Consider the following 13,119-nt stretch of genomic DNA (forward strand, 5'->3'; position numbering starts at 1 on the left):
CCGTAGTGCCGGCCGCTGGCCGGCAACCACCCCACGGCTTGCAAACCATTCAGAACGCCAATCTTCCGTACGTGGCGTGTAAATGACATGTAACGCGAGGCTTCTACGATTCCGCCGCTGCTGCTCTTCGACGCCGCCCTTCGGCGTCCAGCGTGCCCAAGGAATCCGCCTCCATGCCGTCCCACGCTCCGCTTCGCCGCAATCTGCTGGCCCTGCTGGTCTGTGCTTCGCTGCCGTCGCTGGCTGTCGCTGAAACCGCCCCCGCGACCGACGCGCAGTCGGCCACGACCCTCGATTCGATCTCGGTGATCGGCCGCGGCGAAGCCCGCCAGGTGCAGCGCGTGACCGCCGAGGACATGAAGGTCCTGCCGCCCGGTGCCAACCCGCTGAAGCTGCTGGCGGCCAAGCCGGGCGTGCATTTCGAATCGGCCGATGCCACCGGCGCCTACGAATGGTCCACCAGCATCAGCCTGCGTGGCTTCAACCAGAATCGCCTGGGCTACACCCTCGATGGCATCCCGCTGGGCAACATGGCCTACGGCAACAGCAACGGCCTGCACATCAGCCGCGCGGTGATCAGCGAGAACCTGGGCGGTGCGGAGGTCTCCACCGGCATTGGTGCGCTGGGTACGCCGTCCACCAGCAACCTCGGCGGCGTGTTCCAGTTCTACTCGATCGATCCGTCCACCGAATATGGGGTCGTGCTGGCACAGAGCTTCGGCAGCGACAATGCGCGCCGCAGCTATGCGCGCCTCGATACCGGCGACCATCAGGGCTTTGCCGCTTACCTGTCCGGCGTGTATTCCGAAGGCGACAAGTGGAAGGGCAAGGGCTCGCAGGAACTGAAGCAGTTCAACGGCAAGGCCACCTACAACTTCGGCACGGACAGCAGGATCACCGCGCTGTTCAACGCTTCGCGCCGCGTCGAGGCCGACTACCAGGACCTGTCGCTGGAGATGATCGATCGCCTCGGCTGGGACTGGGACAACTACGCGCCGGACTGGGATCGCGCGGTGGCTGCTGCACGCGGAAAGTACAGTGGTGGCGTCAACAGCCCGTGGGACGCCTATTACTCCGGCCACGGCCTGCGCAATGACGACGTGTCCAGCATTGCCGGTGATTTCGGCCTGAACGAGTCGATGCGCCTGAAGGTCAACGTCTACAACCACAGCAACCGTGGCCAGGGCCACTGGTTCAGCCCGTCCAATCCGTCCAACCCGGGCACCAGCCGCGAGATCCCGATCTCGATCCGCACCACCGAGTATGCGATCGACCGCACCGGCGTAACCTCGGCGTTCACCTGGAACGTGGCGGGCCACGAACTGGAGGCGGGCCTGTGGTACGAAGACAACGGCCACAGCGTGCAGCGCAACTTCTACTACATCGACGGCCCGATCACTGACGACTTCTTCCTGCGCAATCCGGACCAGCGCGTGTGGCACCAGCGCTACACCACCATCACCCGCCAGTTCTACGTGCAGGACCGCTTCCGCCTGTTCGATGACCGCCTGACCATCGACATCGGCGCGAAGTCGCCGCACACCCGCACCCGCGTGCGCACGCCGCTGGGCAGCTATGCCAACAACAGCAGCCTGACCTCGAAGAAGGGCCTGCTCCCGCAGGCGGGCTTCAACTTCAAGCTCAACGAGGGCAACGAGATCTTCGGCTCGTTCGCCAAGAACGTGGCCGCCTACGCGCTGGGCGTGGGCAGCCCGTTCAACGTGCCGCAGGCCGCCTTCGATGCCAGCGCGAAGAACCTGAAGCCGGAACAGTCGCGCACCATCGAGCTGGGCTGGCGCGGCTACGGCCAGGGCTATGAAGCCTCGGTAGCGGTGTACGACGTCAAGTTCGACAACCGTCTGCTGGCCATCGCGCAGTGCGTGGGCATCCTCGGTTGCCCGGCGCTGTTCTCCAACGTCGGTTCGGTAACCAGCCGCGGCGCCGAGGCGACCCTGCAGCTGAAGCCGATGCAGGACCTGGCCTGGTCCAACGCGCTGTCGTGGAATGACAGCACCTACGACAACGACTACGTCAACAACGGCGTGGTGCCGACCCGCGGCAAGAAGACCGTCGACACCCCGGAATGGATGTTCGCCAGCACCCTGGCCTGGACCCCGGGCCCGTGGGACCTGCGCCTGGCCGCCAACCATGTCGGCAAGCGTTACGTGACCTATACCAACGACGTGTCGGTGCCCAGCTACTGGCTGGTCAACGCTTCGGTGGCCTATGACTTCGGCACGCTCGGCCCGGCGCAGAACCTGACCGTGGCGCTGAACCTGACCAACCTGACCGACAAGCGCTACCTGTCCTCGATCAACACCAACGGCACCTACGCCGCCGACCCGACCCGCAGCCTGGCGACCATGCAGGTTGGCGCGCCGCGGCAGGTGATGGCCACCGCCACCGTGCACTTCTGATGCGCGGCCCCGTCGATCCGGAAAGCCGTCGTCGCCTGTTGCGCATGGCGTGGCAGGGCACGGGGGCGGCGATCGCACTGGCGGCGATGCCGGGGCTGGCCACGGCCGGCCCGCGCCCGCGGTTGGGGCGTGATCCGTTCACCCTGGGCGTCGCCGCCGGCGATCCGGATCCGCAGGGAGCCGTACTGTGGACGCGTCTGGCGCCGGACCCGCTCAACGGCGGCGGCATGCCATCGCGGGCGGTGCCGGTGCGCTGGTTCGTGGCCGAAGACCCGGGCATGCGCCGGCTGGTGCAGCGTGGCGTCGCCGCGGCGGTGCCCGAGCTGGCGCATTCGGTGCACGTGGAGGTCAATGGCCTGCGCCCAGGCCGCGACTACTACTACCGTTTTGCCTGCGACGGTGACGAGGAAAGCGCGGTCGGCCACTTCCGCACCGCGCCGCTGCCCGACACGCAGCTGCAGCAGCTGCGGCTGGCCCTGTGCACCTGCCAGGCCTGGAACAGTGGCTACTACCCGGTGCTGCGCGATATCGCGAAGAATGATGTCGACCTGGTGCTGCATGCCGGTGACTACCTGTACGAGTACAGCCCACTGCAGAACGCGCGTGGTCTCACGCTGGATGCGGAACGCTTCAGTGGCGAGACCGTCGGCCTGGAGCGCTACCGTGACCAGTACGCGCTGTACAAGCTCGATCCGGATCTGCAGGCCGCGCACGCCGCCCACGCGTTCGCGGTGATCTGGGACGACCACGAAGTGCAGAACGATTACTCCGGCATCCATCCGGAGAAGCCCGGCGTCTCGACGGAGGACTTTATCGTTCGCCGCGCGGCGGCCTACCGCGCGTTCTACGAACACCTGCCGATGCGTAGTACGCCTGCGGGCAACGGTGGCCTGCGCGTGCATCGGCGCCTGCGTTACGGCGATCTGGCACAGCTTGCGCTGCTCGACTGCCGCCAGTTCCGTCCGGCCAATCCCTGCGGGGTGGGCGAGTCGCCGCGCTGCGACGCTGCGTTGGATCCACGCATGAGCATGCTGGGCGTGGGCCAGGAAGCCTGGTTCGCGCAGTCGATGGCGGCCGCACGCGGCACGCGCTGGAACGTGGTGGTGCAGCAGCTGCTGATGGCGCAGCTGCGGCTGGACGGCGGCACGGCGCGAGAGCGCTTCTGGAACGATGCCTGGGACGGCTATCCCGCCGCACGCAAGCGGTTGCTGCAGGCGATGCAGGCAGGCGGGCAGGGCAATGCCATCGTGCTCGGTGGTGACTGGCATTCCACCTTCGTCAACGACCTGAAGCTGGATTTCGACGCGGCCAGCGCGCCGGTCGTCGCCACCGAATTCATCGCGCCGGCGATCAGCAGCGGCGGCGACGACACACCGTACGGGCCGTACTATGGGCCGTCGATAGCGCAGAACCCGCACATCCGCTATTTCGACGGTGACCGCCGCGGCTGGTGGAAGCTGCAGCTGAACCGGCAGACCGTGGATGCGGAGCTGCGCTTCGCCGACAGCGTGCTGCGCGCGGATGCGCCGGTGCGCACTGCGGCGCGCTTCCAGGTCACCCACGGCCGCCCGGGCGCAGTGCCGGTGTGAATCCGTTCGGTCGTGCCGACCGCTGGCCGGCAACCTGATCAATCTTCGGTTTCCCCACCACCGGATTCATCGCCCCGAGCCGGGTTTCGTCGCAAACCGTTTGCGGGCGGCCAGAGCGGGGCGCCAAGGTGTCCGCAGGCGGCAAGGTGCCGCCACAAGGAGACCGTGATGAAGACCCTGTTCGCGCTCGGTGTGTGGTGCCTGCTGTTCGTGCTGTGCTGGCCGCTGGCGATCCTCGCCCTGATCGCCTGGCCGTTCGTGTGGCTGCTGAGCCTGCCGTTCCGCCTGGTCGGCATCACCTTCTCGGCGCTGTTTGCGTTCCTGCGCGCGCTGTTCATGCTGCCCGCGCGCCTGCTCGGCGGCGGCCCGGTGGCGGCATGAGGGCTGTGTTGCTGGTCGGACTGGTCCTGTTGGCGGGCCCGGTACTGGCTGCACCTCCAGCACCGCCTTCGGTGTGGCTGGAACGCCAGCAGACCGCTGCGGCTGACGAGGCCAATGCTGCGGCGGTCTCTGCGCCGAAAGCCAAGGAGCGCTGCAGGGTCGCGAAGGAATGGAAGGTCGGCGATACGGTTGTGCAGCACAGGGTCTGCGAGGATCCACCGAAGAAGCCGGCTGGAAAGGTGTAGCGCCGAGCCCATGCTCTGCGCTACAGGGAAACGGGCAACAAAAAAACCCCGCCGAAGCGAGGTTTTTCGTATCCGGGTGATGCCGGCCAGCGGCCGGCACTACCAGCGAACGATCAGTTCGCCTTGTGGATGGCGCGCTTGCTGACCGCCATCGCCGCGTCGTGGATCACTTCCGACAGCGACGGGTGGGCGTGGCAGATGCGGGCCAGGTCATCGGCCGAACCGCTGAACTCCATGGTCAGCACGCCTTCGTGCACCAGTTCGGAGACGTTGGCGCCGACCAGGTGCATGCCGAGGATGCGATCGGTTTCGGCATGGGCCAGGATCTTCACGAAGCCCGCCGGCTCGATCATCGCCACGGCACGGCCGTTGGCGGCGAACGGGAAGCTGCCGGCCTTGTAAGGGATGCCTTCGGCCTTCAGCTGGGCTTCGGTCTTGCCGACCCACGCCAGTTCCGGCTCGGTGTAGATGACCCACGGGATGGTGTCGAAGTTGACGTGGCCCGGCAGGCCGGCGATCAGCTCAGCCACCGCGATGCCTTCCTCGAAGCCCTTGTGCGCCAGCATCGGGCCGCGCACGCAGTCGCCGACCGCCCACACGCCGTTGACGCCGGTGTGGCAGTGCGCGTCGACTTCGATCTGGCCGCGCTCGTTGATCTTGACGCCGGTGCCTTCGGCCAGCAGGCCCTTGGTGGCGGCGCGACGGCCAACGGCCACCAGCAGCTTGTCCACGGTCAGGGTCTTTTCGCCTTCAGCGTCGGTGTAGGTGACGATGACTTCCTTCTTCTTGCCCTTGCCGGTGATCTCGGTCTTGGAAACCTTGGCATTGAGCTTGATGTCCAGGCCCTGCTTCTTGAATTCCTTGGCAGCGGTCTTGGCCACTTCGGCGTCGGCAGCCGCCAGGAACTCCGGCATGGCTTCGAGGATGGTGACTTCCGCGCCCAGGCGCTTCCACACGCTGCCCAGTTCCAGGCCGATGACGCCGGCGCCGATCACCGCCAGGCGGTTCGGCACTTCGGTGAAGTCCAGGCCGCCGACGTTGTCGACGATGGTCTCGCCGTCGAACTTGGCGAACGGCAGTTCGATCGAATCCGAACCGGCCGCGATGATGACGTTGGTGCCCTTCAGCTCGACGATGGAACCGTCATGCTGGGTGACCTTGACCACGTTGCCCGGCTGCAGTTCGCCAAAACCATAATAGGCAGCGACCTTGTTGGCCTTGAACAGCATGCCGATGCCGCCGGTGAACTGCTTGACGATCTTGTCCTTGCGGCCAACCATCGCCTCGACGTCGATCTTGGCATCCTTGAAGCTGATGCCGTGGTCGCCAAAGATGTGGCCCATGTTCCAGAACTGGCGCGAGGAATCCAGCAGCGCCTTGGACGGGATGCAGCCCACGCGCAGGCAGGTGCCGCCGAGGGCCGGCTTGCCGTCCTTGCCCAGCGCCGCGTCGATGCAGGCGGTCTTCAGGCCCAGCTGGGCCGCGCGGATGGCAGCGTGGTAACCGGCCGGGCCGGCACCGATGACGACGACGTCGAATTGTTCAGCCATTGAATTATTCCTTGATGCATTACCAGAACCCCTCCGCGCAGGCGCGGAGGGGCGGGAGGTGTCTTACAGGCCGAACAGCATGCGGCCCGGGTTTTCCAGCTGGTTCTTGATGTCCACCAGGAACTGCACCGAATCCTTGCCGTCGATGATGCGGTGGTCGTACGACAGCGCCAGGTACATCATCGGCGCGATCACGACCTGGCCGTTCTGGGCGATCGGACGCTCCTTGATGGCGTGCATGCCCAGGATGGCGCTCTGCGGCGGGTTGATGATCGGGGTCGACAGCAGCGAACCGAAGGTGCCGCCGTTGGTCACGGTGAAGGTGCCGCCCTGCAGTTCATCCAGGCCCAGCTTGCCGTCACGCGCCTTCTTGGCGTAGTCGGCGATGGTCTTCTCGATGTCGGCGAACGACATGCGCTCGACATTGCGCAGGACCGGGGTGACCAGGCCCTTTTCGGTCGAGACGGCGATCGAGATGTCCGAGTAGCCGTGGTAGATGATGTCGTCGCCGTCGATCGAGGCGTTGACCAGCGGGAAGCGCTGCAGCGCGTTGGCGGCGGCCTTCACGAAGAAGCTCATGAAGCCCAGCTTGATGCCGTGGGCCTTGACGAACTCGTCCTGCAGTTCCTTGCGCGCCGCCGACACCTTGGACAGGTCGACTTCGTTGAAGGTGGTCAGCATGGCGGTGGAGTTCTTCGACTCCATCAGGCGCTCGGCAATGCGCTTGCGGATGCGGGTCATCGGCACGCGCTCTTCCGGACGTGCACCACCGGCCTTGCCGGCGCCGCCGTTGCGGGCGAAGTTGACGATGTCTTCCTTGGTCACCGCGCCGCGACGGCCGGTGCCGTCGACGTCGGCCGGGTTCACGCCTTCGGTGATGGCGGTGAAGCGGGCGCCCGGCGGCAGCGCATCGGCGGCCGACTTGGCGGCCGGGGCCGGGGCGGCGGCCGGAGCAGCAGCGGCCGGGGCAGCGGCTGCAGCCGGAGCGGCTTCGGCAGCCGGAGCCGGGGCAGCAGCCACGGCGCCTTCCTCGATGATCGCCACGACCTGGCTGGAGGTCACGGTCGAGCCTTCGGCGAACTTGATTTCCTTCAGCACGCCGTCGACCGGCGACGGCACTTCCAGGACGACCTTGTCGGTTTCCAGGTCAAGCAGGTTTTCGTCGCGCTTGACGGCGTCGCCCACCTTCTTGTGCCAGGTGGCGATGGTGCCGTCGGCGACGGATTCGGGCAGTACCGGGGCTTTGACTTCGGTGGCCATTGCGGGAGCTTCCTGGTTTGTCTTCTAAATAGGGGGAGGATTATTCAGCGAACGTGTCGTTGAACGGGTTGACCAGCGCGTCGGCGATCAGCTGCTGCTGTTCGCGGACGTGGTCAGCCATGTGACCGGCAGCCGGCGACGCCGAACGTGCGCGACCGGCGTAGTGCAGGTTCTGGCCGTCGGCCAGGCAGAACTGCAGGTGGTGGCGGATCTGGTACCACGCACCCTGGTTCTGCGGTTCTTCCTGCGTCCACACCACGTCGGTGGCCTTGCCGTACTTCTTCAGCTCGGCAGCCAGCAGCGCACGCGGGAACGGATACAGCTGCTCCACGCGGATGATCGCCACGTCGTCCTGGCCACGCTTGGTCTGGTCTTCCAGCAGGTCGTAGTAGACCTTGCCCGAGCACAGCACCACGCGCTTGACCTTCTTGGCGTCCGCACTGGCGTCGCCGATCAGGTGCTGGAACTCGCCGTTGGCCAGTTCGTCCAGGGTCGACACGGCCAGCTTGTGGCGCAGCAGCGACTTCGGCGACATCACCACCAGCGGCTTGCGGGTGGTCAGGTGCAGCTGGCGGCGCAGCATGTGGAAGGCCTGTGCCGGGGTGGACGGAACCACCACCAGCATGTTCTCCAGTGCACACAGCTGCAGGAAGCGCTCCAGGCGCGCCGAGCTGTGCTCCGGACCTTGCCCTTCATAGCCATGCGGCAGCAGCAGGGTCAGGCCGGAAATGCGGCCCCACTTGGCTTCACCGGCGGCGATGAACTGGTCGATCACCACCTGGGCGCCGTTGGCGAAGTCGCCGAACTGGCCCTCCCAGATGCACAGCGTGTTCGGATCGGTGGTGGAGAAGCCGTACTCGTAGGCCATCACCGCTTCTTCGCTCAGCAGCGAATCGATGACGGTGGCCTTCTCCGGCGAATCCACCAGCTGCCGCAGCGGCATGTAGTAGTTGTCGGTCTTCTGGTCGTGCAGGATCGCGTGGCGGTGGGTGAACGTACCGCGACCGACGTCCTGGCCGACCAGGCGCAGTGCGTGGCCTTCGTCGAGCAGGGTGGCGTAGGCCAGGTTCTCGGCAAAGCCCCAGTCGCCCGGGATCTCGCCGGCGGCCATCTTGCGGCGGTCGTCATAGACCTTGGCCACGCGCGAGTGCAGCTGCACGTCTTCGGGAATGGTGTTGATCAGCTTGGCCAGTTCGACCAGCTTGTTCTTCTCGACCTTGGTCGAGACCGGGTCGGACAGCTTGCCTTCCAGCAGCTTCGGCCAATCGACGAACAGCGGGCTGGTCGGCGGGGTCTTCTCGACCTTGGCCAGCTCGGTGGTCACCTCACCGGCATCGAGCTTCTCGCGGTAGGCATCGACCATCGCCTTGCCGGCACCGGCAGCGATCACGCCTGCCTTTTCCAGCTGCTCGGCGTACATCTCGCGGGTGGTCGGGTGCTTGCGGATCACCTGGTACATCAGCGGCTGGGTGATCGCCGGCTCGTCGGCCTCGTTGTGGCCCCAACGGCGGTAGCACATCAGGTCGATGACCACGTCCTTGGCGAACTTCTGGCGGAACTCGAAGGCCAGCTGCGCGGCGAACACCACCGCTTCCGGATCATCGCCGTTCACGTGCAGCACCGGGGCGGCGATCATCTTCGCCACGTCGGTGGCGTAGCGCGTGGAGCGCGTGTCCAGCGGGTTGGAGGTGGTGAAGCCGACCTGGTTGTTGACCACGATGTGCACGGTGCCGCCGACGGCGAAGCCGCGGGCCTGCGACATCTGGAACAGCTCCATGACCACGCCCTGGCCCGAGAAGGCCGCATCGCCGTGGATCAGGATCGGCATGACCTGCTTGCGTGCGGTGTCCTTGCGGCGCTCCTGGCGCGAACGCACGGAACCGGCCACGACCGGGTCGGCGATTTCCAGGTGCGACGGGTTGAACGCCAGCGCCAGGTGCACCGGGCCGCCGTCGGTAGCCACGTCGGCCGAGAAGCCCATGTGGTACTTCACGTCGCCGGCAGAAGCGTGCTCGTCGTGCTCGAACTTGCCTTCGAACTCGTCGAACAGCTTGCGCGGGTTCTTGCCGAGGGTGTTGACCAGCACGTTCAGGCGGCCGCGGTGGGCCATGCCGATCACCACGTCCTTGACGCCATCCTTGCCGGCGTTGCGGATGATGGTGTCCATCATCGGGATCAGCGAGTCGCCGCCTTCCAGCGAGAAGCGCTTCTGGCCGACGTACTTGGTGTGCAGGTAGCGCTCCAGGCCTTCGGCCGCGGTCAGGCGCTCCAGGGTGCGGCGCTGGGTGTCAGCGTCCAGCTGGTAGTTGCCGCCGGCTGCTTCCAGCTTCTTGTAGATCCACTGGCGCTGCTCGACCTCGGAGATGTGCATGAACTCCGCACCGATCGAGCCGGTGTAGGTCGCCTTCAGGCGTGCCAGCAGGTCGCGCAGCTTCATGCGCGGCTGGCCACCGACGCCGCCGGTGCTGAACTCGCTGTTGAGGTCGGCATCGGACAGGCTGTGGAACGGCAGGCCCAGGTCCGGGGTGTTGACCGGCGCGGCCAGGCCCAGCGGATCGAGGCGGGCGTCCAGGTGGCCGCGCGAGCGGTAGGCGGTGATCAGACGACCGACATTACGTTCACGCTCGTCGCCCGCACCGTTGCCGGTGCCGGCCTTCAGCGCTTCCTTGGCCGCGTCCGCAATGTGGGAGATGACGGCCGAGTGCGGAATGTCGCCTGCTTCGCGGCCCTTGAAGCCGTCGAAGTAGGTCTTCCATTTGGGATCGACACTGTCCGGGGAGACCAGGTACTGCTCGTACAGGTCCTCGACATAGGAGGCGTTGCCGCCGGCGAGCTGCGAAGATTGCGCAAACTGCTTCAGTTGATTGTCCACGATGGAGGGTGTTGATTCGCTTTGTGGGGTATGGCTTCAGAAGGACCCGGCAGGAAGATGAATAGCCCTGCGCGGGCGCGTTCAAACAGCCAAATTGTACCCCCATCCGGACAGGAAGGGGCACCAGAACGGGCATCCCGGGTCCCCCGGTGCCGCTTCCAGACAGGTTGAGTGGGCGGTACCCACTCAGATGCCGAGCGCACGCAGTTCGCTGCAATCGCGCGAACGGTCCCAGACCCGCTGCAATTGCTGCTCGAACGGCTGCGAACGTGCAGGCAGCGCGACGCCTGCCTCGCCGTCGAGGCGATGACCGATCAGACGAAAGTAGAAGTCGCCGGCGTCGTTGAGCAGGCAGGCCGAAGCCAACGCACGGTCGATCGGGTCGGTGACCTCGCGGAACTGGATCACGCTGGGCAGGCGCTGGGCCAAGGCCAGCAGCGGTGCCCCGGCAGACGCGATGGCGGCGGCGTCGTGCACGATCACCCGCAGCTGCTTGTCGTGGCGGGCGGTGACGAAGCGGCGCAGGGCGGCCTGTACCGGCGGCGCGTCGAGCAGTCCCGGGTCCAGCTGACGGCTGTGCAGCCACACTTGGCGGCGGGCGCGGTGGACGATGGCCGTGGTGATGGCCACCGCCTGCTCGCGGCTGTCGATGGCACTGGCCGCGCCCAACCGGCGTCGCATCTGCTGGTGGCCGATGCCGGCCTCCTCGAATACCTCGCCTTCCGGCAGGAAGCCCTGGCGGGCATAGAAATCGCGGGCGGGCAGCTGGGCGTGCAGGTGCAGCTCGGCCAGGCCGAGCCTGCGCCCGGCCTCGACCAGTGCCTCCAGCAGGGCCTCACCGACCCCGTGGCTGCGATGGCTGGCCAGCACCGCCATGCGGCCGATGCGGCCGTCCGGGGCCAGCCGACCGGTGCCGACCGGCTGGTTGTCACTGTCCAGCGCCAGCACATGGGCGCTGAGCGGGTCCAGCGCATCGCGTTCCAGCTCGGCGGCGATGCCCTGTTCCTGCACGAACACGCGTTGGCGCACGTCGTGGATGGCGACGTGGGCGTCGGCGTGGCTGACCTGCTGGACCCGGACCATGGCAGGGCTCAGGCGCGACCGTCGTCGCTGTCGTCTTCGTCGTGATCCTCGAAGTTGACGATGACCTCGATGCCGTCGTCGTGCACGGTCACGGTGTGGACATCGTCGGACACCGCCTCGGCGTCGATCGCGTCGACACGGTCACGGCCTTCAACCACTTCGCCGAGCACCACGGCGTCTTCGCCGTCATCCTCATCTTCAGCGTCATACACCTCGTTCGGATCGATCAGCTGGAACACGCCACCGACCAACAGCTGCTGGACCACCGCGCGGCCCTTGTCGGACAGGCCGCGATAGGCGGCGGCATCGAGCTGCTCGGCGCCGGCCAGGCGCTGCGCGTCCTTCACCGGCAGCGCGAAGTCCTGGCCACTGACGTACAGGCTGGCGCCGCGCTTGGCCCGGCGCCAGGCCAGGCGTGCCCACGGATGACGCTGCAGCAGCAGGCCCGAGGCCAGGGCCTGGACCACTTCCTCCAGTGCCGGTGCGGCCTGGTGAGCCATCACTTCGCCGGCCGCACGGTAGGTGGTGATGAAACGGCCGAACCAGTCGCCCAGCTTGTCCGGATCGTTCATACGGATGGCGTTGAGCGCGGTGATCACCCGCGCCATCGCCACCGTGTCGATCTCGTTCGGGTCGGCCGGCACCTTCAGGTCGGCATCCTGGTAGCGGATGTTCTCGTCGGCATCGGCAATCAGGGTGTCCAGGTAGTCGCTGATCAGTTCGGCCGACGATGGCGCGCGCATGCCGAAGGAGAAGGTCAGGCAGGGGTCTTCGGCGACGCCGTGGTGCGGCACGTTCGGCGGCAGGTAGAGCATGTCGCCCGGCGCCAGCACCCAGTCGTGGGTGGGCTTGAACACCTTCAGCAGCTTCAGCTCCACGTCGGGGCGGAAGCCCAGCGGCGGCTGCCTGCCCTTGATCGATTCGCTGGCATCGATCTGCCAGCGGCGGTGGCCGTGGGCCTGCAGCAGGAATACGTCGTACTGGTCGACATGGGCGCCGACCGAGCCGCCGGTGGCGGCGAAGCTGATCATCACGTCATCCATGCGCCAGCGCGGCAGGAAGCTGAAGTGCTCGATCAGGGCGCGCACGTCCGGGTCCCACTTGTCCACGTCCTGTACCAGCAGGGTCCAGTCATGGTCGGGCAGGGCGGGGAACACGTCTTCCTGGAACGGGCCGGTACGCACGCGCCAGCCGTCCTGGGTCTTGTCGTGCTCGATCAGGCGCGCCAGCACGCCTTCTTCGCAGGCCAGCCCGGCCAGGTCTTCCGGCTGCACCGGGGTCTGGAAGTCGGGGAAGGCGTTGCGGATCAGCAGCGGGCGCTTCTGCCAGAAGTCGCGCAGGAAGGTGGCCGGCGCCATGCCCAGCGGCTGGCCGGGGCGGGCGGTGACTTCGATCAGGGGGGCGGAGGACTTGCGGGCGGCCATGGGGGAATCCTTGCAGCGGAAAGCGGGAGGGGCGGCGCAGCGGGCCGCCTGAGATCTCCATTGTCCGCCGTTCGTGGGGATTGCGCACGTGCGCAGGTTTGTCGCGGGGTGTCCGGCCAACGGCGGAGCCCCTCGTGGCGACATCTGGGTAGGGTCAACTGTTAGTTGTGATCTCTCTGTACGTTGTTCATCCGGGACATCTTTGGAAAATGGTGGTTACCACACCTCTCCAGACCCCAAAGAGCCCGGATGAACCACCATAAAAATGCCCGTTTGACCGTCCATAGTCGAGCACTTC

General features: G+C 66.6%; 9 protein-coding genes. 4 read left to right on the forward strand and 5 right to left on the reverse strand.

Features of this window, described 5'->3' with window-relative positions; all coding sequences use genetic code 11:
• Nucleotides 1-173: 173 nt before the first annotated feature.
• From AC5P5X_RS03575 to AC5P5X_RS03590, 4 genes are all read left to right on the forward strand, one after another.
• Nucleotides 174-2,417 (forward strand): TonB-dependent receptor family protein, encoded by a 2,244-nt coding sequence (locus tag AC5P5X_RS03575; protein ID WP_076739330.1) that lies wholly within the window; start codon nt 174-176, stop codon nt 2,415-2,417.
• Nucleotides 2,417-4,006, forward strand: a complete 1,590-nt coding sequence (locus tag AC5P5X_RS03580) for an alkaline phosphatase D family protein (RefSeq protein ID WP_111189663.1) — start codon at nt 2,417-2,419, stop codon at nt 4,004-4,006. The genes AC5P5X_RS03575 and AC5P5X_RS03580 overlap by 1 nt, the downstream gene beginning before the upstream one ends.
• Before the next feature lie 168 nt (nt 4,007-4,174).
• On the forward strand, nt 4,175-4,387 hold the full coding sequence (locus AC5P5X_RS03585) for a hypothetical protein (protein ID WP_005410275.1): 213 nt from the start codon (nt 4,175-4,177) through the stop codon (nt 4,385-4,387).
• A complete protein-coding gene (locus AC5P5X_RS03590) occupies nt 4,384-4,632 on the forward strand; it encodes a hypothetical protein (RefSeq protein WP_043034714.1) in 249 nt (82 codons plus the stop codon). Before AC5P5X_RS03585 ends, AC5P5X_RS03590 begins: the two co-directional genes overlap by 4 nt.
• Nucleotides 4,633-4,745: 113 nt before the next feature.
• Here AC5P5X_RS03590 and lpdA read toward each other — a convergent pair whose 3' ends face one another.
• The 5 genes from lpdA to AC5P5X_RS03615 all read right to left on the reverse strand — a co-directional run bounded on the left by lpdA (nt 4,746) and on the right by AC5P5X_RS03615 (nt 12,821).
• Nucleotides 4,746-6,182, reverse strand: a complete 1,437-nt coding sequence (gene lpdA / locus AC5P5X_RS03595) for a dihydrolipoyl dehydrogenase (protein WP_005410273.1) — start codon at nt 6,180-6,182, stop codon at nt 4,746-4,748.
• 63 nt (nt 6,183-6,245) lie between these two features.
• A complete protein-coding gene (gene sucB / locus AC5P5X_RS03600; RefSeq protein ID WP_049472821.1) occupies nt 6,246-7,442 on the reverse strand; it encodes a dihydrolipoyllysine-residue succinyltransferase in 1,197 nt (398 codons plus the stop codon).
• Between the two features lie 40 nt (nt 7,443-7,482).
• Nucleotides 7,483-10,314 (reverse strand): 2-oxoglutarate dehydrogenase E1 component, encoded by a 2,832-nt coding sequence (locus AC5P5X_RS03605; protein ID WP_005413939.1) that lies wholly within the window; start codon nt 10,312-10,314, stop codon nt 7,483-7,485.
• A 186-nt stretch (nt 10,315-10,500) separates the two neighbouring features.
• On the reverse strand, nt 10,501-11,397 hold the full coding sequence (locus AC5P5X_RS03610; RefSeq protein WP_024956655.1) for a GNAT family N-acetyltransferase: 897 nt from the start codon (nt 11,395-11,397) through the stop codon (nt 10,501-10,503).
• A gap of 8 nt (nt 11,398-11,405) precedes the next feature.
• On the reverse strand, nt 11,406-12,821 hold the full coding sequence (locus tag AC5P5X_RS03615) for a ribosomal protein uL16 3-hydroxylase (protein WP_033833952.1): 1,416 nt from the start codon (nt 12,819-12,821) through the stop codon (nt 11,406-11,408).
• Nucleotides 12,822-13,119: the final 298 nt, after the last annotated feature.

Source organism: Stenotrophomonas sp. YJH_SMC_91 (assembly GCF_059368495.1).